Origin of the sequence: Vibrio sp. AH4 (assembly GCF_030710545.1) — a bacterium.
GTDB lineage: Bacteria > Pseudomonadota > Gammaproteobacteria > Enterobacterales > Vibrionaceae > Vibrio > Vibrio metoecus.
Genome location: NZ_JALAIV010000001.1, coordinates 559,156 through 577,908 on the forward strand (window position 1 = coordinate 559,156; position 18,753 = coordinate 577,908).

Here is an 18,753-nt window from a genome sequence, read left to right on the forward strand (position 1 = left end):
ACCTTAAAGGGACATCAACTTCTTATTGCGTGCCCACTCTTGTGGGGTAAACGTTTTCATTGTAACCGCGTGAATATCGTTGCGTTGGATGTATCCCATCAAAGGGGCATAAATCATCTGCTGTTTCTTCACGCGGCTCATATCGGCAAAACAAGCATCGACAGCGATCACTTCGTAATGGCTGCCCTCTCCTTTGACATGAATTTCTTCAAGATTAAGGGCTTGTTGTAAAATTTGTTGGACTTGTGCGCTATCCACAATTCACCTCTGCTGGTTTGGCTATGTGTTGAGACATCAGATGTTCAATATTGCTCAACTGAAACAGTGTGCGCAGTTGTTCTGGCACGAAGCTGAGCATTATATGACAGTTTCTCACTTTTGCATGCTCTATTAAGTGAATTAACAGCACCATTCCGGCCGAGTCAATTCTGACAACTTGTTGCAAAGAAAGCTCGATTTGCTTCACTTGCGGCTGCCAATTTTTGAGAAAGATCCACAATTCAGGCACAGTTTCTCGATCCAACTCGCCAATCAAACTGAACTTTCGTTCATTCTCAACTAACCATTGTGGATGAGTCATTACTTTTTGCTCTCAAAACGAATGGGTTGTTTAGCCAATTGTTCTAACTCTTGTGCTACCGCTAAAATGCCATCTTGACGAATTTTTCCGTTCCACTCCGATTGCTTACTGGAAAGCAGGCTCACCCCTTCAGCAATCATATCGAATGCTTTCCACTCACCGGATTTTTCTTGGCGTAGTTTAAATTCCAGTTTGATATTCGGACGAGGCGCATCAACGATTTCGACTTTGACACTGGTGATCCGACGATCATCTTCCAGAGGCATTTCAGGGCCAAACTCGATGGTTTGATTTGTATACTGCGTTAATACCTGTGCATAGTTGGTGACCAAGTAATCACGAAACGCTTTAACAAACTCTGCCACATCTTCACGTTTCGCACCCTTGAGGTTCGGGCCAAGCAACTTCAGGGCGGCGTATTGATCATTGACATAAGGCATCAATTCTTCTTCCACAATGACCTTGAGGTACTGCGGATCTTGATGCACTTTCTCTTGCTCGTTTTTCAGACGATCGAACGACTTTTCAGCCACCGCCTTCATCATTTGATAAGGGTTGCTGCTATCAATGGTGGCCGCGGTTGCGAACCAAGGCATGACCAGAACACTCACTAGGAGCAGGGCTTTCTTCCACATGACTTATTCCTTCTTGTCCTTATCTGATCCACCACCCACGCTGTACAGCACTTGGCCGATCAAATCTTCAAGAACCAATGCTGATTTTGTATCTTCAATGCGATCGCCCTCTTTAAGCATGGCTTCGTCATCCAACACAAACCCCGGCACTAAGCTCAAATATTGCTCACCGATCAAACCTGAGGTCAGGATCTGTAAGCTTGAGTTTTCAGAAAACTGGTTATATTGGCTATCGATCGCCAACGTCACGGTAGGCAGTAGGCTTTTTTTATTGAGTGCAATCGACTCAACCCGTCCAACCACGACACCACCGACTTTGACTGGCGAACGCACTTTCAAGCTACCAATGTTGTCAAACTCCGCCGTCAGGCGATAAGTATCGCTAGCACCCAGACCTTTCACGTCAGCGACCTGAAAAATCATCACCAAAATCGCGCAAATTCCTGCGAGTACAAAGCTGCCAACCCAAAATTCAATTTTTCGTGTTTGTTGCATGATCAGTTCCCAAACATCAATGCGGTTAGAACAAAATCTAGCCCAAGTACGGCCAGTGATGAGTGCACTACGGTGCGGGTGGTGGCTCGGCTGATCCCTTCTGAAGTGGGGATCGCGTCATAACCGTTAAACAGAGCAATCCAAGTCACGGTAAACGCAAACACCACACATTTGATGGTGCTGTTACCGATATCTTGACCTAATTCGACCGAGGCTTGCATGGCTGACCAGAAACTGCCGTGATCAATCCCTTTCCAATCGACACCCACCAATTGACCACCCCAAATACCAACCGCCATGAAAATCATCGCCAACAGCGGCATGGAGATAACGCCGGCCCAGAAGCGTGGCGCAATAACCCGTTTCAGTGGGTCAACCGCCATCATCTCCAAACTGGATAATTGCTCGGTCGCTTTCATCAAACCAATTTCAGCAGTTAAGGCGGATCCAGCACGCCCAGCAAACAGCAGCGCCGTGACTACTGGGCCTAATTCACGCAGCAATGATAATGCCACCATTTGACCTAGGCTGGTTTCAGCACCGTAATCGACCAGAATCACATAGCCTTGCAAGCTGAGCACCATGCCAATAAAAAGACCCGAGACAATGATGATGGCCAAAGACTGCACGCCAATACTGTACAACTGACGGACTAAAAGAGGGAAATGACGTACCGGCTGCGGACGCCCCACTAGTGCACCGAACAACATCAAACTCGCACGGCCAAAAGTTTCACTGACCGCCAGCGTGCGTTGCCCGACTGAGCTGACCCATCGCATCACATCATTTAGCACTAAACAGCTCCTGTTCTATCGGCTTGGCCGGAAAACGAAATGGCACAGGTCCATCTGCATCGCCGCATAAAAATTGTTGTACGCGCGGATCGGGATTATCACGCAGCGCTTGTGGTGTACCCTGAGCGATCACCTTACCATCTGCCAACAGATAAACCCAATCTGCAATGCTCATGACTTCAGGCACATCGTGTGATACCACCACAGACGTCACCCCCAAGGCTTGGTTGAGGCTGCGGATTAATTCCACTAACACGCCCATGGTGATGGGATCTTGCCCCACAAACGGCTCATCAAACATAATCAATTCAGGGTCGAGCGCAATCGCACGCGCCAGGGCGGCTCGGCGCGCCATTCCGCCTGACAGTTCGCTCGGCATTAAATACGCAGCACCACGTAACCCCACGGCCTCTAATTTAAGAAGTACCAAGGTTTTGATCATGGATTCGTCGAGCTCGGTATGTTCACGCAGCGGATAGGCCACATTGTCAAACACATTAAGATCGGTAAAGAGTGCGCCTGATTGAAACAGCATGCTCATCTTTTTACGCGCGCGGTATAGTTTGCGACGACTGAGAGTGGGAATGTTGTCACCATCGAACCAGATCTCACCCTGCTCAGGCAACAGTTGACCACCGATTAAGCGTAAGAGTGTGGTTTTACCTATCCCTGAAGGCCCCATAATCGCAGTTACTTTGCCTTTAGGGACATGCAGATCGATGTCATCAAAAATCACGCGCTGCGAGCGCGAAAAACGCAAATTTTTGATGGTGACTAAGTCAGATTGAGACATAGGGAGCACTTCACTGTTAGGTCGACATCCTGAAAGAATGCGCATGATAATGCACAATATGGTGCAATTAAAAGCATGCTTCAATGTGCATCTCGGTTATTGACCAAGATTTGTCAAAGCGAGGTTTAGCCTTCTATAACGCCAAATCGACATACAAACCTTCAGTGAGCATAGCCGATACCTGCCGAGAGGCAACCTTGATTTGTCGGGGTTTTAAGCCTTCACACTGCGGTTTCTCTCCTATTATTTCTGTTGCACAAACTGACGCAATCAGCAGCGAATTGACGCAGCATGGCGACAATTAATTGGAACTTCGACTTCCCTTTTAATGATCAACAAGTCAAAATTGGCGGTCAATTCTCTGCCTAAAACGCTGATGATGCATACAGAGTGGGCTTGATTCATCACTTGAGGACTTCGTTCTCTCACTGATAGCGCACTCTCTCTTGTTTCTAAGCATTAGGTATTCGTATTCATTTAATGTTTGGGAATCATCATGCTTGAAGCGGTGGTCTTTCTGTTTATCGGTCTTGCAATCCTAGTATGGGGAGCAGACAAACTCGTATTCGGTTCAGCGGCTTTGGCTCGCAATGTGGGCATCTCGCCTTTAGTGATCGGCATGACCATCTTGGCGATGGGTTCCTCAGCACCAGAAATGATGGTTTCCGCTACAGCCGCTTTAGAAGGCAAAACCGATACCGCAGTCGGTAACGTGCTGGGCTCAAACATTGCCAATATCGCGTTGATTTTAGGTATTACCGCCATAATCAAACCCCTCTCAGTTGGCTCGGCAGTACTACGTCGTGAACTCCCGATGATGATTGGGGTAACGTTGATTGCCGGCGCGATTTTGTGGGATAACCACCTTGGCTTTTATGAAGGCATTTTACTGATTACGCTTTTTGCCGCCTTTATCCTCGTGATGCTGCAAGTTAGCCGTAAAGAAAAACACAATGGTGATGCTCTACTGGATGAGCAAGAGTCTGAAATTCCGGTAGGCGTCAGCAACCCGAAAGCGGCATTTTGGGTGGTCGTCGGTTTGATCCTGCTCCCGATTGGTGCTGGCATGTTGGTCGATAACGCCGTGGTGATCGCCAAGTATTTTGGTATGAGCGATCTGGTGATTGGTTTAACCATTATTGCCGTGGGAACGAGCTTACCTGAGCTTGCTGCCTCTTTAGCGGGCGCACTGAAAGGGGAAGACGACATGGCAGTCGGTAACATCATCGGCTCTAACGTCTTCAATATTTTAGCCGTCATGGGCTTGCCTGGTTTACTCAACCCGTCACTACTCAGCCCAGAAGCGATGGGACGTGACTTTTGGGTCATGCTTGGCGTTTCGCTGTTGTTGGTTGCGGTCGCTTTAGGTAAAAAGCGACAAATTACCCGAGTCGAAGGCGTACTCTTGCTGTGTGCATTCGTCGCTTACATTACTTACTTGATGATGAATATCTAAGTGCATTAGAAGGGAATACCGAGCATGTCTAATACCTTTAATTACCAAGATGTCGCCAAGCAAGTTTTGCGCACTGAAATCCAAGCATTGCAGCAGTTAGAGCAGTACATTAACACTGATTTTGCGAATGCATGTACCACCATACTCGCCAATCAAACGGGTAAAGTGGTGGTGATGGGGATGGGAAAATCCGGTCACATTGGTAAGAAAATTGCGGCAACGTTAGCCAGTACGGGGACTTCAGCATTCTTCGTTCACCCAGGAGAAGCCTCGCACGGCGATTTGGGGATGATTGAACGTGGCGATATCGTGCTTGCCATCTCCAATTCTGGTGAATCATCAGAAATTCTCGCCCTACTTCCCGTGCTCAAACGCTTGAATATTCGCGTGATCAGCATGACGGGCAACCCCAATTCCAACATGGCAAAACTGGCGGACATCCACCTACAAATCACCGTACCACGTGAAGCTTGTCCACTAGAGCTAGCCCCAACATCCAGCACCACCGCCACTCTCGTTATGGGAGATGCGTTGGCGGTTGCGCTGATGCAGGCACGCGGTTTCACCGCAGAAGATTTTGCTTTGTCTCACCCAGGTGGCGCACTTGGGCGTAAACTACTCCTCAAGCTGAATGACATTATGCACAGCGGTGAAGCGTTACCTAAAGTTGCACCTCAAGCACTTATCCGTGATGCCTTGCTGGAAATCAGCCAAAAAGGGCTCGGCATGACTGCCGTGGTTGATGAAGACGATACCCTACTCGGCATTTTTACCGATGGGGATTTACGCCGTATTCTCGACAAACGTATCGACATTCACACCACCGCGATTGCTGACGTGATGACTCGCCAACCGACCGTAGCACAGCCTAATTTACTGGCGGTAGAAGGGTTGAATTTGATGCAAGCCAAGCGCATCAATGGACTGATGCTTGTTGAAAATAATAAATTGGTTGGCGCGCTGAATATGCACGACCTACTCAAAGCCGGAGTGATGTAATTAATGAGTTCAACCATCTCAACCTTATACGGAGAACTGGAACCTTCACTGCTGGAAATTGCCAAACAGATCAAACTGCTGATTTGTGATGTTGACGGTGTATTTTCTGACGGCCTAATTTACATGGGAAATCAAGGCGAAGAGCTGAAAACCTTCCACACTCGTGATGGCTACGGCGTGAAAGCCCTAATGAATGCCGGCATTGAAATCGCGATCATTACTGGTCGCCGTTCACAGATTGTTGAAAATCGCATGAAAGCGCTAGGCATTTCACTGATCTATCAGGGGCAGGATGATAAAGTGCAGGCTTATTATGACATTTGTCAAAAGCTCGCGATCGCACCTGAGCAAACCGGATATATTGGCGATGACCTTATCGATTGGCCAGTCATGGAAAAAGTCGCCCTGCGTGTGTGTGTTGCAGATGGCCATCCACTCCTTGCCAAGCGTGCTAACTATGTTACTCACATAAAAGGCGGCCACGGTGCAGTCCGAGAAGTGTGTGATTTAATCTTACAGGCGCGTGACGAATTGGATGTACATAAAGGCCTGAGCCTATGAATGTGCCACGCATTGTTTATGTCCTGCTGTTGTTTATCTGTTCTTGGTCACTCTATTACCTGCTAGAGCAAGAGCAAAACAGCACGATTCAGGTAGCCCCTAACTTGGAGCTGCCGATGTTCAGTGGCGAAAATTTAGAAAATATTTCATACAGCGAACAAGGCATCCGTAACTATGTGATCACCTCTATCCATTTAGATCACTACGCCAAAAGCGGCAATACCTTGTTCAAAGCACCGATACTCAAAGTGTATCGGGAAGGCACATTACAAGAGTGGGAAATTACCGCACGCCGAGGCATTTTGAGTAAAGATCAGGTGCTAACCCTGTACGATGATGTTCTCGCGAAGAATCTACTCCCCGACTCCGGTTTTGATACTCTTTCGACCAGTGAAATGAGTATCCAATTGAAAAGCCGTGATTTCTGGGCAGATAAACCGGTCGAACTACGCGGTCCACAATTTGAAACACATGGTCAAGCGATGAAAGGCAACTTTGCCGATCACTCGGCTGAACTTTATAACCAAGTACAAGGTAGATATGAAACGCTCACACCTTAGTCTTATTGCTTGTTTGCTTGCCTCGACTCAGGCTTATGCACTCTCTACCGACAGAGAACAACCGGTTTACATTGACTCCGACAGTCAACAACTGGATATGAAAAGCAACCGCGTGACCTTTATCGGGGATGTGAAACTCAAGCAAGGCAGCATCAACATCAATGCCGACAAGCTGATCGTGATCCGCAATGCAACGAACGGTAAGATTGAAGAAATTGAAGGCTACGGCGACGTCGCGACCTTTTCTCAGCTCACCGATGAAGGCAAAACCCTGTATGGGGAAGCGAATGAGCTGTACTACAAAGTTCGTGATGATGAATTGGTGATGATCAACAAAGCCATGTTGTCACAAGATGACAGTGAAATTCGCGGCAGAAAAATCCGCTACAAAATCAGCTCACAAAAGCTGATTGCCGATAGTGAAGGCAAAGGACGTGTGTCAACCGTTCTTCAACCACAAGCAGTACAACAAGAGTAACCATGGCCATTCTAAAAGCACAGCACTTAGCCAAGAGCTACAAAAAACGCAAAGTGGTTTCAGACGTCAGCTTACAAGTTGAGTCAGGCCAGATTGTTGGTTTGCTTGGCCCGAACGGAGCAGGCAAAACCACTTCGTTTTACATGATTGTGGGTCTGGTCGCGCGTGACGAAGGCACCATCACTATTGATGACAACGACATCAGTATTTTACCGATGCACAGCCGGTCACGCATGGGCATTGGCTACCTACCACAAGAAGCGTCGATCTTCCGCAAGCTCTCGGTCGAAGACAACATCATGGCCGTACTGCAAACTCGTGAAGAGCTGACCCATGAAGAGCGTCAAGACAAACTCGAAGATCTGCTCGAAGAGTTCCATATTCAACACATCCGTAAAAGTGCCGGAATGGCGCTATCGGGAGGTGAACGTCGCCGAGTCGAGATCGCGCGAGCCTTGGCCGCTAACCCACAATTTATTTTGCTCGATGAGCCTTTTGCCGGCGTTGACCCGATTTCAGTTATCGACATAAAAAAAATCATCGAACATCTGCGCGATCGTGGTTTAGGCGTCCTCATCACCGACCACAACGTACGTGAAACACTCGATGTGTGTGAAAAAGCGTATATTGTCAGCCAAGGACGTCTGATTGCGGAAGGCACCCCACAAGATGTTCTTAATAATGAACAAGTGAAGCAGGTTTATCTCGGCGAACAATTCCGTCTATGATTAAAACAGAGTAGAGTTCAAACAATACTAACAATAACAAGGCATCCATTACTGCATGAAACCGTCATTACAGCTCAAGCTAGGTCAACAGTTAGCCATGACTCCGCAGCTCCAGCAAGCCATCCGCTTGTTGCAGCTTTCGACGCTGGATCTGCAGCAAGAAATTCAGGAAGCATTGGAATCCAATCCCTTGTTAGAGGTGGAAGATAACCAAGACGATGCACCATCACTCGATAGCGTGCGATTGACGGAAGAAAGCCCACGCGAGCCAGAAGAACTCTACGAACCTGAGCCACAAGACAGCTCAGACTTGATTGAAAAATCCGAAATCAGTGCCGAACTGGAAATGGATACCACTTGGGATGAAGTTTATAGCGCCAATACTGGCAGTACAGGCCTGGCACTCGATGATGATGCACCGATCTACCAAGGCGAAACCACCCAAACCCTGCAAGATTACCTGTTCTGGCAACTCGATTTAACCCCCTTTAGCGATGTGGATCGCACCATCGCAACCGCCCTCATCGATGCCATCGATGACTACGGTTATTTGACGGTCTCATTAGAAGAAATCCAAGAAAGCCTACACAGCGATGAGATTGAGTTGGATGAAATCGAAGCGGTGCGTAAACGCATACAACAGTTTGATCCTTTTGGTGTTGCCTCACTCAATCTGCAAGATTGTCTACTGCTGCAACTCACCACCTATCCCATTGAGACCCCATGGTTGGAAGAGGCACGACTGCTACTCTCACAATACATTGATGATTTAGGTAATCGCGATTACAAAACCATTCTGAAAGAGACTAAGCTCAAAGAAGAGGACTTACGCGAGATCCTACAGCTCATTCAGCAACTCGATCCTCGCCCAGGCAGTCGAATCTCTGAAGATCACGCTGAGTACGTCATTCCTGATGTGTCAGTGTATAAAGAACAAGGTCGATGGTTGGTCACCATCAACCCAGACAGTGTGCCTAAACTGAAGATCAATCAGCAGTATGCCGACCTGATGCGCGGCAATAATGCGGAGAGCAACTACATCCGCACCAATTTGCAAGAAGCAAAATGGCTGATCAAAAGTTTAGAAAGTAGAAACGAGACACTGCTCAAAGTTGCCAAGTGCATAGTTGAACACCAGCACGATTTCTTCGAGTATGGAGAAGAAGCGATGAAGCCGATGGTGCTCAACGATGTCGCAATGGCCGTGGAAATGCATGAATCCACCATTTCGCGTGTCACCACGCAGAAATACATGCATACCCCACGCGGCATTTTTGAGTTGAAGTACTTTTTCTCCAGTCACGTCAGTACTGACAATGGCGGAGAGTGCTCGTCCACTGCGATCAGAGCGCTGATCAAAAAACTGGTGGCGGCGGAAAACCCAGCCAAGCCACTGAGTGACAGCAAGATCGCAACCCTACTGGCTGACCAAGGTATCCAAGTGGCGCGACGAACCATTGCTAAATATCGCGAGTCACTCGGCATTGCTCCATCAAGTCAGCGTAAACGCCTGCTATAGGCCTAAACTAGAAAAGGAAAGTCTATGCAAATCAACATTCAAGGCCACCACATTGATCTTACCGATTCAATGCAAGACTATGTTCACTCCAAATTTGACAAACTTGAGCGTTTTTTCGACCACATTAATCACGTTCAAGTCATTTTACGTGTTGAAAAACTGCGCCAGATCGCCGAAGCTACGCTCCACGTAAACCAAGCTGAAATTCACGCCCACGCGGACGATGAAAACATGTATGCCGCCATCGATAGTGTGGTGGATAAATTGGTTCGACAATTGAATAAGCACAAAGAAAAGCTAAGTAGTTATTAATCATGCAATTGAGCGAAGTACTTTCATTGGACTGCACCAAAAGTGCAGTCCAATGTTCTAGTAAGAAACGAGCACTAGAAATCATCAGCGAAGTCGCTGCCCTTCACACTGGCCAGAATGCCACCGAACTGTTCGAGTGCATGTTAAGCCGCGAGAAAATGGGCAGTACTGGTATTGGTAACGGGATTGCCATCCCTCACGCACGCATGTCCGACAGTGAAAAAGCGGTCGCGGTATTACTGCAATGTGAAGAACCGATTGAATTCGATTCGATTGATAACCGTCCGGTCGATCTCCTGTTTGCTCTCTTGGTTCCTGAAGATCAGTGCAAAGAGCATTTGAAAACTCTCGCTTGTATGGCAGAACGCCTCAACGATAAGCAGATCCTCAAGCAGCTTCGCAATGCAGAAAGCGATCAAGAGCTGTTTAACATCATGGTAAACCAATAGCAGGCAAACAGTATGCGTTTGATCGTGGTCAGCGGACAATCAGGAGCCGGTAAGAGCGTCGCTCTTCGCGTACTGGAAGACCTAGGTTACTATTGCGTTGATAACCTACCCGTCAGTCTGCTGCCCGCTTTTATTCAATCGGTACAGGGCAGTCAGCAGAATGTGGCTGTCAGCATCGACATCCGTAATTTGCCCAAAGAACCGGGCTTAGTGCAGGATGTGCTCGAACAGCTCAAGCAGAATAATGATGTCAGCATGCTGTTTCTTGATGCCAGCAAAGAGACACTGCTCAAACGCTACAGTGAAACACGGCGTATTCATCCTCTTTCTCTGAGTCACAGCAAGCCTTCGCTCGCACAAGCGATAGAGTTAGAAAAACAACTGTTGGGTCCACTCAAGGAACAAGCCGATCTGCTCCTTGATAGCAGCAATCAGTCGCTGCATGATCTGAGCGAAACCGTGCGTATGCGCATTGAAGGCCGTGAGCGCAAAGACCTCGTCATGGTGTTTCAATCGTTTGGCTTTAAGTACGGTTTACCAACCGATGCCGACTACGTGTTCGATGTGCGCTTTCTCCCCAACCCACATTGGGAACCGCAATTACGACCACTAACTGGGCTGGATGCGCCGATCAAATCCTTCTTAGAAGGCCATAGCGAAGTGATGGAACTCAAACAGCAAATCCAAAAATTCTTTGAATACTGGTTGCCCATGCTTGAGAAAAATAATCGCAGCTATCTCACCATTGCGATCGGTTGTACTGGCGGCAAACACCGCTCAGTCTATCTGACACAACAGATTGGCGAATACTTTGCCCAACTTGGTCATCAGGTACAAATCCGCCATACTTCATTGGAAAAACAGCAATCCTAGGAGTCCACCATGCCACAATTGAGCCAAACCGTTCTCATCCAAAACCGCCTTGGTCTGCATGCGCGCGCAGCCGTCAAATTGGTGCAATTGGCTCAGTCGTTTGATGCTGTACTAACCGTGCAGAGCCAAGATGGCCGAGAAGCGACAGCCGATAGTGTCATGGGGCTACTGATGCTGGAATCCGCGCAAGGGCAAAACGTGGTGATCTCCGCGGAAGGTTCGCAAGCCGAACAAGCACTACAGGCCGTTTGTCAGCTTATTGAACAAAAATTTGATGAAGATGAGTAAGGTTATTGGTTTTCTCTGACCTACAACTTATCGCTCTTCAGAACCCACTTACCAGATCCCAGTAAATAACAGTAAAGAAATCTTTCTTCCTCACTAAGATCTTATTAAATAAGCAGGTAAATTAAGTTACCATGCTGACCATTATTCCAATTCCAACCTAGGGGGAAGCCATGGCCGAGCAAATCGAATTTGACCAAGCTCACCTCACCCTCCAAGAAATCACTGAAGCCTTAGATAATGGCCGCTTTGTTCATGTTCGTCGCCAACTGCAGGACATGGAGCCAGAAGATATTGCTCATCTGCTGGAAGCCTCACCACGTAAAGCGCGTGAGGTGTTATGGCAACTGACTGACCCGGAAGATTACGGTGAAATCCTTGATGAGCTGAATGAAGACGTTAAGGATGCGCTGGTGTCGAAAATGGCACCAGAGAAACTCGCCGAAGCAACCGAAGGTATGGACATCGATGATGTCGCCTACGTGTTGCGTAGCTTGCCGGATGATGTGTCACGCGAAGTTCTGTCCCAAATGGATGCCGCGGATCGCATGCGGGTCGAAACCGCTCTTTCCTATCCGGAAGATACCGCCGGCGGTCTGATGAACACCGACGTGATCACCATCCGTGCCGATGTGGATGTCGACGTTGTACTGCGTTATCTGCGCATGAAGGGCGAACTACCCGAAGCCACCGATGCGCTGTATGTGATTGATGATGAAAGCAAACTGATTGGCCATCTTTCTCTTGTCACTCTGCTCACCACCCAACCGGATGTGCCCGTCAGTGAAGTGATGGACGATGCGGATGAAGCGATCAAAGTCGATATGAAAGACTCCGATATCGCGAATCTGTTCGAACGGCGTAACTGGGTTTCTGCCCCTGTGGTGGATGAAAATCAGCATCTGGTTGGCCGTATTACCATCGATGACGTGGTCGATATTATCCGTGAAGACGCCGAACACTCAATGATGAGTATGGCGGGTATGGATGATGATGAAGATACCTTCGCCCCTGTGGTGAAATCAGCGCGCAAACGCAGTATTTGGCTCGGTGCCAACGTGCTAGCCGCCCTTGCTGCGGCTTCGGTTTCGAACATGTTTGAAGCCACACTCGAACAAATGGCGGCGGTGGCCGTGTTGATGACCATCGTGCCATCTATGGGTGGTGTTGCGGGCAACCAAACCGTTGCTCTGGTGATTCGTGGACTGGCACTGGGTCATATCGGTGACAGTAACAAACGCGAATTGCTGATGAAAGAAGCGGCAATCGGCCTACTGAATGGCATTACGTGGGCATTGATCATCGGAGCCATCGTCGTGGTGTGGAAAGGCGAATGGATGCTAGGCGGGATCATTTCCGCCGCAATGATGACCAATTTGATCGTGGCAGGTATTGCCGGGGTAAGCATTCCTATTTTGCTGAAAAAGATGAACATCGACCCAGCTCTTGCCGGCGGGATGGCGCTCACCACCGTCACCGATGTGATTGGTTTATCCGTCTTTCTCGGTCTAGCCACTTTGCTGCTGGCCAGTTAATGTCTCATTTCCCAAATTGATTCGACAAAAAAGCCGACTTTCTGTCGGCTTTTTCATTCGATAGATCAGAGCTTACTCGCCCGCCACTTTCATTGATTCAATCAAAATAGAACCGGTTTGGATCTGGGAGCGTGTTTCCACATCACTGCCCACTGCGACAATCTGCTGCAACATCTGCTTGAGGTTACCTGCAATGGTGATTTCAGAAACAGGGTATTTGATTTCACCATTTTCTACCCAGAAACCGGCAGCGCCGCGCGAGTAATCCCCCGTTACCACATTCACCCCTTGTCCCATCACTTCGGTCACCAGCAAGCCGGTGCCCAGCTCTTTGAGCATCTGTTGGTAGTTTTGACCGGTCGATTTCACATACCAGTTATGAATGCCACCGGCATGACCGGTTGGCGTCATGTTCATTTTACGCGCGGCGTAGCTGGTCAGTAAGTAAGTCGCTAGTACACCATCGGTGATGATTTCCAAATCTTGGGTACGAACCCCTTCACTATCAAATGGGCTGGAAGCCAAACCACGCATCACATGCGGACGCTCACTGATATTGAACCACGTTGGCAGAATGGTTTTGCCAAGATGATCGAGTAAGAAACTCGATTTGCGATATAAGTTGCCACCGCTGATCGCCATCACCAGATGACCGATTAAACCAGTCGCCACATCTGCCGCAAACATCACGGGGAACTGGCCTGTTTTCAGCTTTTGCGGATCCAGACGACTGACGGTATTTTCCGCCGCTAGCAAACCCACGCGTTCTGGCGTCCATAGATCGTCACGGTGACGGGCAACGGTGTAGCTGTAATCACGCTCCATTTCACCGTTGCGGCCTTCACCAATCACACTACAGCTAATGCTGTGGCGGCTGGAAGCATAACTGGCTAGCAGACCATGGCTGTTACCGTAGACACGAATGCCATAGTGGCTATCGTAGCTACCGCCATCGCTTTGTTTAATTTTCTTGCTGTAACCTAACGCCGCACGTTCTGCCGCAATGGCAATTTGCGCCGCCACATCGGGATTCGGCTCATCAGGATGGAAGAGGTCAAGATCAGGAATATCCTGCACCATCAATTCTTTCGGCGCGGGGCCTGCATAAGGATCTTCAGAGGTGTACTGCGCAATATCCAGCGCCGCCAACACAGTTTGTTGGATCGCTTTTTCACTCAAGTCTGACGTTGAAGCACTGCCTTTACGTTGGCCACGATAAACCGTAATCCCAAGTGCACCATCGCTGTTGAATTCAACGTTCTCAACTTCGCACATGCGGGTCGAAACACTTAACCCCGTGCTCTTGGTGATCGCCACTTCAGCCGCATCCGAACTCGCCGCCGCCATCTCTAATGCTTTGGCAACCGCGGTTTCCAGCTCTTGACGCTGCAACGCAACTCGCTCTTTTACATCCATATTTCATTCAACCATTGGTTATTGATGTTATTAGGATAACAAGAATTTCGCTTTCTCCCCACGATTCTTGCTAAAATAGCCGACATAAGTAACTCATCATGATGAAGAAGATGGCACGTAAAAACCAAAAAGCCCCTTGGGAAGAGGAAGAAGAGATCATTTGGGTCAGTAGAACCGAATTGAAAAATGACATGTTGGCCCTGCAAAAACTGGGCGAAGAGCTGGTTGAGCTAAAGCCTTCCGCGTTAGCCAGATTCCCACTGCCAGAAGATCTGGCCGAGGCGATTAAAGATGCGCAACGTTTTAAAAACGAAGCTCGTCGCCGCCAACTGCAATACATTGGCAAACTGATGCGCCATATCGATCCGGAGCCGCTACAAACGGCGTTGGATAAACTGCGTAACAAACATTCACAAACCACCGCTTTGCTGCACAAACTGGAACAACTGCGTGATCGCATCGTTGCTGAAGGTGATAGCGCGATTGAGGTGGCGATGGAATTGTACCCTGACGCGGATCGTCAACGTCTGCGTCTGTTAGCGCGTCAAGCCACCAAAGAAAAAGCGGGCAACAAGCCGCCAAAATCATCTCGCGAGATCTTCCAACTACTGAAAGAAGTCATGTTGGCACAACAAGAGATCGAAGAAGAGAGTGAAGACGATCTGGATTCAGAGGAATAAAACGCAGGCAGCAAGCTATCTCGTTTTAAGTAAGATCATAAAAAGGTTAGCGCAAGCTAACCTTTTTCTTTACGGTCGATGTATATCCGTTCACTCAGCGTTATTTCGGCTCACTCAGTGCCGCCGCCACAAACTGAGCTAGCTCAGGATGAGGATGCTGCGCCGTCACCGCCGGACAATCGCTCACCACTTGCACTTTACCTTGGCTCAAAAACGCCACTTGGCTGGCAATGGCACGCGCATCGGTTAAGTGATGCGTCACCATCACTACGGTACGATTGCGCTCACAGGCTAACTGTTTCACTAGCGCAAGCATCTCTTCACGCAGTAAAGGATCGAGCGCCGAAAACGGCTCATCAAGCAACCAAATCGGATTCGGCTGCACAAAACAGCGCGCAAGTGCCACCCGTTGGCGTTGTCCCCCTGAAAGTTGCTCAGGCAAACGATCCAGATAGTCGGAAATTCCTACTTGCTGTGCGGCATCAATCACTTGCTGTTTCTGCTCAGCGTTCAATTTGAGGCCAGGGTGTAAACCTAAGCCGATGTTTTCACGCACGGTAAGATGGGCAAACAGGTTGTGCTCCTGAAAGAGCATCGAAAAAGGGCGTTGATAAGGCGCTAAACCGAGTACCGACTGATCATTGACCTTGATGCTGCCGCTCACCGGTTCAATAAATCCCGCCACCAGACTCAGCAAGGTAGATTTACCCGCGCCACTGGGTCCCATCAGCGCCACAATGTCGCCATCAGCCACGTTTAGATCAAACTCAAACCATTCGTGCTCATATTCGTAACGCACTTTATCTAGAGCTAACATGCTTTTCCTTATTAGCGTTTGGTAAGCGGACGCTGGGCAAACAGCCGCTCAATCACATAAAACCAACCCACACTCATGATCAGCATGGCCAACGCGACGACCGCCGCGGTATCCATCTGATAGCTGCCGAGCAGTTGATAAAGATAGAGCGGCAGAGTGCGAAAATCTTGGCTACCAAACAGGGCAATTGCGCTTAAATCCCCCATCGAGAGCAGAAAACCGATCGCAAACGCATGGGAAATAGGTTTGCGCAGCGCGCGCCACTCCACTAAACGAAATCGACGCCAACCAGACATGCCTAAACTGGCGCACAGCAATTCATATTGCTGAGCCAAGTGCCACATAGGTTGGCTCAAGGTTTTTACGACGTAAGGCAGCGCCATTAGCGCGTTGACTGCGACCACAATCCAGTAAGCTAAACTAAACACATCGGTGATATTACGTAGCAACAAAAACAGCCCGGTACTCACCACTAATCCCGGCGTCACCAGAATTAACGTCGCGATCCACTCCACGCCATTCGCGCGGTGATGGGCCGCTTTCAACCGCAAGGCTCGGCTGGTGAGTAACATCGCGATTCCACTGGCCAGAGCCAAGCTACTGGCTAAACTCGCCACTTGCAAAGAGTGGCTGACTGCCGACCAAAAATCGCCACTCGTCAGTACCTTGCCTAGCTTTGAATTGATCCCTGCCAATATCACCATCAGTAGCGGTGGCAACACCAAGACGCATGCGGCGACAATCCAGCTCGCGTCCCAAACTTTGGCGCGCCATGAATCACGCATCCAACGCTCAGTCACCTTGCTTGCGGTACTGTTCATGGGGCGGGAATGAGAAAAACGCTGCAGGGTAAAAGTCAGTAAGGTACACAGCAACATCTGCCAAATCGCCAATAACGCGCCAATTTGCAGATCGAAATCGAATTTGATCGCCTGGTAGATAGCGAGCTCAATCGTGGTTGCTTTAGGCCCGCCGCCGAGCGCCATCACGGTTGCAAAGCTAGTAAAGCAAAGCATAAACACCAAGCCTGCAACGTGCGGCAGTTGCTGACGCAAGCGTGGCCACTCGACCCACTTAAACTTTTGCCAGCGACTCATGCCGAGATGGGCGCACAGTTTGTGCTGCTCACAGGGGATCGCTTCTAAACTTTGCAGCAGCAAACGGCTGGCATAAGGCAAATTAAACAGCACATGGGCAAGCAAAATACCGTTCAAGCCATAAATGGAAAAGGGCAGCGAGAGCCCGACACTGTGCAGCATTTTTGCCAAAAAACCACTATTCCCGTAAATCGCGATTAAGCCAAAAATCGCCACCAACACCGGCAAAACTAGCGTCATCGCGAACAGTTTCAGTAGTAAATCACGACCGGGGAAACGGCGCTGACTGAGGGCATGAGCAACCGGAATGGCAAGCCCGACGCTGAGCACGGTTGACCAGAAAGCTTGGTAAAAGCTGAACTGGGTCACATGCCGATAATAGGCATCTTGCCAGATCAAATTCAGATTAAGTGGAGGCGCTTGCCAGAGCAGCGCCGCTAATGCCGCGAGGACAAAGGTCGCGACACCAGCCGCGACCCAAAAGCCTAATTGAGGAGTTCGATTCAACGCTTAACCTTAAAAGCTCAGCGCTTGCTGCCACTCACGAATCCATGGCTTACGCATTTGCGCCACTTCCTGTGCGCTGAAAGAAAGAGATTGTGTCGGTACCGCCAAAGTATCAAACCCTTTGGGCAATTCAACCGCCGTCACTGGATACATCCAGTTACCCGTTGGGATCACGCTTTGGAACTCATTACTCAGGATAAATTGCAGGAACTTGTCCGCTAGCTCGCCATTTTTAGTGCTTTTGACTTTGGCGGCCACTTCCACTTGCAGGTAATGCCCTTCGCTAAAGTTCGCAGTGGCAAAACGTGCATCATTTTCCGCAATCAAGTGATAGGCCGGCGATGTGGTGTAAGAGAGCACCAGATCCGCCTCTCCACCAAGAAACATGGAGTAAGCTTCTGACCAACCTTTGGTCACAGTGACCGTTTTGCTCGCCAACTGCTTCCACGCTTGTGGCGCTTGATCGCCATAGACAGATTTCATCCACAGCAGTAAACCTTGTCCCGGCGTTGAAGTGCGCGGGTCTTGGTAGATCACTTTCAGATCATCACGCTTTTCCACCAACTCTTTCAAGCTGGCCGGCGGGTTAGCCAACTTCTCTTTGTTATAGACGAAAGCGAAATAGCCATAGTCGTAAGGCACAAACGTGTTGTCACTCCAGCCATTGGGCAGAGTCACCTTGCTGGTATCCACACTGTGAGTCGCCAATAATCCGGTTTGCTTGGCTTCTTCGATAAGGTTGTTATCCAGCCCCAGCACCACATCGGCTTTGCTGTTACTGCCTTCCAAACGCAAACGGTTAAGGATCGACACGCCATCATCCAAAGCGACGAATTGCAGATCGCAGCCACATTGTGCTTCAAACGCTTTTTCAATCGCTGGAGCGGGCCCCCAATCGGCGGCAAAAGAGTCGTAAGTGTAAACGGTGAGGGTTGATGCAGCAGACGCTGCAGAGGCAACACATAGGGTTGCTAACGCAACCGCAGTCAGTGGAAATTTCAAGGCTCGCTCTCCTTAATGAGCGGCACAGGCTTGAGGGAGGCAGAGAATCGTCCATTATTCCATTCTGCAAACCTAGCTCAATTCCTACGCCAGCATTATCTGGTTCAGGTTCAACCGCGAACATCGCAGTCATTGCGGGTCCCAAGCAGTGCTTGATCTCAGCGCCATTCGAATGAATGGGT

General features: G+C 49.0%; 23 protein-coding genes. 13 read left to right on the forward strand and 10 right to left on the reverse strand.

Translation table 11 applies throughout. The features are described from left to right. Positions 1-3 precede the first annotated feature (3 nt). Genes ibaG through mlaF form a run of 6 tightly spaced genes read right to left on the reverse strand, consistent with a single transcriptional unit; the run spans position 4 to position 3,297 of the window. On the reverse strand, positions 4-258 hold the full coding sequence (gene ibaG, locus MKA69_RS02630) for a BolA family iron metabolism protein IbaG (RefSeq protein ID WP_000376481.1): 255 nt from the start codon (positions 256-258) through the stop codon (positions 4-6). Next, positions 251-580: a lipid asymmetry maintenance protein MlaB gene (locus tag MKA69_RS02635; protein WP_032473106.1), complete on the reverse strand. Its 330-nt coding sequence runs from the start codon at positions 578-580 to the stop codon at positions 251-253. The genes ibaG and MKA69_RS02635 overlap by 8 nt, the downstream gene beginning before the upstream one ends. Then, entirely contained in the window at positions 580-1,215 is a 636-nt protein-coding gene (mlaC, locus tag MKA69_RS02640; RefSeq protein WP_055030931.1) for a phospholipid-binding protein MlaC, read from the reverse strand. Before mlaC ends, MKA69_RS02635 begins: the two co-directional genes overlap by 1 nt. Positions 1,216-1,218: 3 nt before the next feature. After that, positions 1,219-1,710, reverse strand: coding sequence for an outer membrane lipid asymmetry maintenance protein MlaD (mlaD, locus tag MKA69_RS02645; RefSeq protein WP_055043531.1), 492 nt, complete (start codon positions 1,708-1,710; stop codon positions 1,219-1,221). Positions 1,711-1,712: 2 nt separating this feature from the next. Further along, positions 1,713-2,489 carry a lipid asymmetry maintenance ABC transporter permease subunit MlaE gene (mlaE, locus tag MKA69_RS02650; protein ID WP_080004243.1) on the reverse strand — a complete coding sequence of 259 codons (777 nt, stop codon included), beginning with the start codon at positions 2,487-2,489 and terminating at the stop codon, positions 1,713-1,715. Positions 2,490-2,493: 4 nt separating this feature from the next. Next, positions 2,494-3,297 (reverse strand): phospholipid ABC transporter ATP-binding protein MlaF, encoded by an 804-nt coding sequence (gene mlaF / locus MKA69_RS02655; protein ID WP_055030930.1) that lies wholly within the window; start codon positions 3,295-3,297, stop codon positions 2,494-2,496. A 496-nt stretch (positions 3,298-3,793) separates the two neighbouring features. On the opposite strand from mlaF, the gene MKA69_RS02660 reads away from it, so the two are divergent. From MKA69_RS02660 to mgtE, 12 genes are all read left to right on the forward strand, one after another. Further along, positions 3,794-4,753 carry a calcium/sodium antiporter gene (locus MKA69_RS02660; RefSeq protein ID WP_305847463.1) on the forward strand — a complete coding sequence of 320 codons (960 nt, stop codon included), beginning with the start codon at positions 3,794-3,796 and terminating at the stop codon, positions 4,751-4,753. Between the two features lie 24 nt (positions 4,754-4,777). Beyond that, a complete protein-coding gene (kdsD, locus tag MKA69_RS02665) occupies positions 4,778-5,752 on the forward strand; it encodes an arabinose-5-phosphate isomerase KdsD (RefSeq protein ID WP_000072350.1) in 975 nt (324 codons plus the stop codon). A gap of 3 nt (positions 5,753-5,755) precedes the next feature. After that, entirely contained in the window at positions 5,756-6,313 is a 558-nt protein-coding gene (gene kdsC, locus MKA69_RS02670) for a 3-deoxy-manno-octulosonate-8-phosphatase KdsC (protein WP_305847464.1), read from the forward strand. After that, a complete protein-coding gene (gene lptC, locus MKA69_RS02675) occupies positions 6,310-6,873 on the forward strand; it encodes an LPS export ABC transporter periplasmic protein LptC (protein ID WP_001102449.1) in 564 nt (187 codons plus the stop codon). Before kdsC ends, lptC begins: the two co-directional genes overlap by 4 nt. After that, positions 6,854-7,351, forward strand: coding sequence for a lipopolysaccharide transport periplasmic protein LptA (lptA, locus tag MKA69_RS02680; protein WP_000830441.1), 498 nt, complete (start codon positions 6,854-6,856; stop codon positions 7,349-7,351). Before lptC ends, lptA begins: the two co-directional genes overlap by 20 nt. A gap of 2 nt (positions 7,352-7,353) precedes the next feature. Further along, complete coding sequence (lptB, locus tag MKA69_RS02685; protein ID WP_000996178.1) at positions 7,354-8,079, forward strand: LPS export ABC transporter ATP-binding protein; 726 nt, start codon at positions 7,354-7,356, stop codon at positions 8,077-8,079. Between the two features lie 55 nt (positions 8,080-8,134). Beyond that, entirely contained in the window at positions 8,135-9,598 is a 1,464-nt protein-coding gene (locus MKA69_RS02690) for an RNA polymerase factor sigma-54 (protein WP_000804821.1), read from the forward strand. A 24-nt stretch (positions 9,599-9,622) separates the two neighbouring features. Next, positions 9,623-9,910, forward strand: a complete 288-nt coding sequence (gene hpf, locus MKA69_RS02695; RefSeq protein ID WP_001166644.1) for a ribosome hibernation promoting factor — start codon at positions 9,623-9,625, stop codon at positions 9,908-9,910. 2 nt (positions 9,911-9,912) lie between these two features. Beyond that, complete coding sequence (ptsN, locus tag MKA69_RS02700) at positions 9,913-10,359, forward strand: PTS IIA-like nitrogen regulatory protein PtsN (protein WP_001177165.1); 447 nt, start codon at positions 9,913-9,915, stop codon at positions 10,357-10,359. A 12-nt stretch (positions 10,360-10,371) separates the two neighbouring features. After that, positions 10,372-11,232 carry an RNase adapter RapZ gene (gene rapZ, locus MKA69_RS02705; RefSeq protein ID WP_001237194.1) on the forward strand — a complete coding sequence of 287 codons (861 nt, stop codon included), beginning with the start codon at positions 10,372-10,374 and terminating at the stop codon, positions 11,230-11,232. Between the two features lie 9 nt (positions 11,233-11,241). Then, the gene (locus MKA69_RS02710; protein WP_001135899.1) at positions 11,242-11,520 is read left to right on the forward strand and encodes an HPr family phosphocarrier protein; all 279 of its coding nucleotides are present in this window, start codon (positions 11,242-11,244) and stop codon (positions 11,518-11,520) included. A gap of 170 nt (positions 11,521-11,690) precedes the next feature. Next, the gene (gene mgtE / locus MKA69_RS02715; protein WP_000840452.1) at positions 11,691-13,052 is read left to right on the forward strand and encodes a magnesium transporter; all 1,362 of its coding nucleotides are present in this window, start codon (positions 11,691-11,693) and stop codon (positions 13,050-13,052) included. A gap of 72 nt (positions 13,053-13,124) precedes the next feature. Here the strand turns inward: mgtE and pmbA are convergent, their stop codons facing one another. Further along, positions 13,125-14,468, reverse strand: a complete 1,344-nt coding sequence (gene pmbA / locus MKA69_RS02720) for a metalloprotease PmbA (RefSeq protein ID WP_055064375.1) — start codon at positions 14,466-14,468, stop codon at positions 13,125-13,127. Between the two features lie 110 nt (positions 14,469-14,578). Between pmbA and yjgA the strand changes: the two genes are divergently transcribed. Next, positions 14,579-15,148, forward strand: coding sequence for a ribosome biogenesis factor YjgA (gene yjgA / locus MKA69_RS02725; RefSeq protein ID WP_055029244.1), 570 nt, complete (start codon positions 14,579-14,581; stop codon positions 15,146-15,148). A gap of 100 nt (positions 15,149-15,248) precedes the next feature. Here the strand turns inward: yjgA and thiQ are convergent, their stop codons facing one another. From thiQ to thiB, 3 genes are read right to left on the reverse strand one after another with little or no spacing between them, the layout of a single operon-like run. Next, positions 15,249-15,965: a thiamine ABC transporter ATP-binding protein gene (gene thiQ, locus MKA69_RS02730; protein WP_305847465.1), complete on the reverse strand. Its 717-nt coding sequence runs from the start codon at positions 15,963-15,965 to the stop codon at positions 15,249-15,251. 11 nt (positions 15,966-15,976) lie between these two features. Next, the gene (thiP, locus tag MKA69_RS02735; protein WP_305847466.1) at positions 15,977-17,569 is read right to left on the reverse strand and encodes a thiamine/thiamine pyrophosphate ABC transporter permease ThiP; all 1,593 of its coding nucleotides are present in this window, start codon (positions 17,567-17,569) and stop codon (positions 15,977-15,979) included. Positions 17,570-17,578: 9 nt separating this feature from the next. Beyond that, positions 17,579-18,571, reverse strand: coding sequence for a thiamine ABC transporter substrate binding subunit (thiB, locus tag MKA69_RS02740; protein ID WP_305847467.1), 993 nt, complete (start codon positions 18,569-18,571; stop codon positions 17,579-17,581). Positions 18,572-18,753: the final 182 nt, after the last annotated feature.

What these genes read in the sequence shown, in the direction of transcription:
- MKA69_RS02635 (WP_032473106.1), bottom strand. Translation starts at nt 580, where the DNA reads ATGACTCATCCACAATGGTTAGTTGAGAATGAACGAAAGTTCAGTTTG.
- mlaC (WP_055030931.1), bottom strand. Translation starts at nt 1,215, where the DNA reads ATGTGGAAGAAAGCCCTGCTCCTAGTGAGTGTTCTGGTCATGCCTTGG.
- mlaD (WP_055043531.1), bottom strand. Translation starts at nt 1,710, where the DNA reads ATGCAACAAACACGAAAAATTGAATTTTGGGTTGGCAGCTTTGTACTC.
- mlaE (WP_080004243.1), bottom strand. Translation starts at nt 2,489, where the DNA reads ATGCGATGGGTCAGCTCAGTCGGGCAACGCACGCTGGCGGTCAGTGAA.
- mlaF (WP_055030930.1), bottom strand. Translation starts at nt 3,297, where the DNA reads ATGTCTCAATCTGACTTAGTCACCATCAAAAATTTGCGTTTTTCGCGC.
- MKA69_RS02660 (WP_305847463.1), top strand. Translation starts at nt 3,794, where the DNA reads ATGCTTGAAGCGGTGGTCTTTCTGTTTATCGGTCTTGCAATCCTAGTA.
- kdsD (WP_000072350.1), top strand. Translation starts at nt 4,778, where the DNA reads ATGTCTAATACCTTTAATTACCAAGATGTCGCCAAGCAAGTTTTGCGC.
- kdsC (WP_305847464.1), top strand. Translation starts at nt 5,756, where the DNA reads ATGAGTTCAACCATCTCAACCTTATACGGAGAACTGGAACCTTCACTG.
- lptC (WP_001102449.1), top strand. Translation starts at nt 6,310, where the DNA reads ATGAATGTGCCACGCATTGTTTATGTCCTGCTGTTGTTTATCTGTTCT.
- lptA (WP_000830441.1), top strand. Translation starts at nt 6,854, where the DNA reads ATGAAACGCTCACACCTTAGTCTTATTGCTTGTTTGCTTGCCTCGACT.
- lptB (WP_000996178.1), top strand. Translation starts at nt 7,354, where the DNA reads ATGGCCATTCTAAAAGCACAGCACTTAGCCAAGAGCTACAAAAAACGC.
- MKA69_RS02690 (WP_000804821.1), top strand. Translation starts at nt 8,135, where the DNA reads ATGAAACCGTCATTACAGCTCAAGCTAGGTCAACAGTTAGCCATGACT.
- hpf (WP_001166644.1), top strand. Translation starts at nt 9,623, where the DNA reads ATGCAAATCAACATTCAAGGCCACCACATTGATCTTACCGATTCAATG.
- ptsN (WP_001177165.1), top strand. Translation starts at nt 9,913, where the DNA reads ATGCAATTGAGCGAAGTACTTTCATTGGACTGCACCAAAAGTGCAGTC.
- rapZ (WP_001237194.1), top strand. Translation starts at nt 10,372, where the DNA reads ATGCGTTTGATCGTGGTCAGCGGACAATCAGGAGCCGGTAAGAGCGTC.
- MKA69_RS02710 (WP_001135899.1), top strand. Translation starts at nt 11,242, where the DNA reads ATGCCACAATTGAGCCAAACCGTTCTCATCCAAAACCGCCTTGGTCTG.
- mgtE (WP_000840452.1), top strand. Translation starts at nt 11,691, where the DNA reads ATGGCCGAGCAAATCGAATTTGACCAAGCTCACCTCACCCTCCAAGAA.
- pmbA (WP_055064375.1), bottom strand. Translation starts at nt 14,468, where the DNA reads ATGGATGTAAAAGAGCGAGTTGCGTTGCAGCGTCAAGAGCTGGAAACC.
- yjgA (WP_055029244.1), top strand. Translation starts at nt 14,579, where the DNA reads ATGGCACGTAAAAACCAAAAAGCCCCTTGGGAAGAGGAAGAAGAGATC.
- thiQ (WP_305847465.1), bottom strand. Translation starts at nt 15,965, where the DNA reads ATGTTAGCTCTAGATAAAGTGCGTTACGAATATGAGCACGAATGGTTT.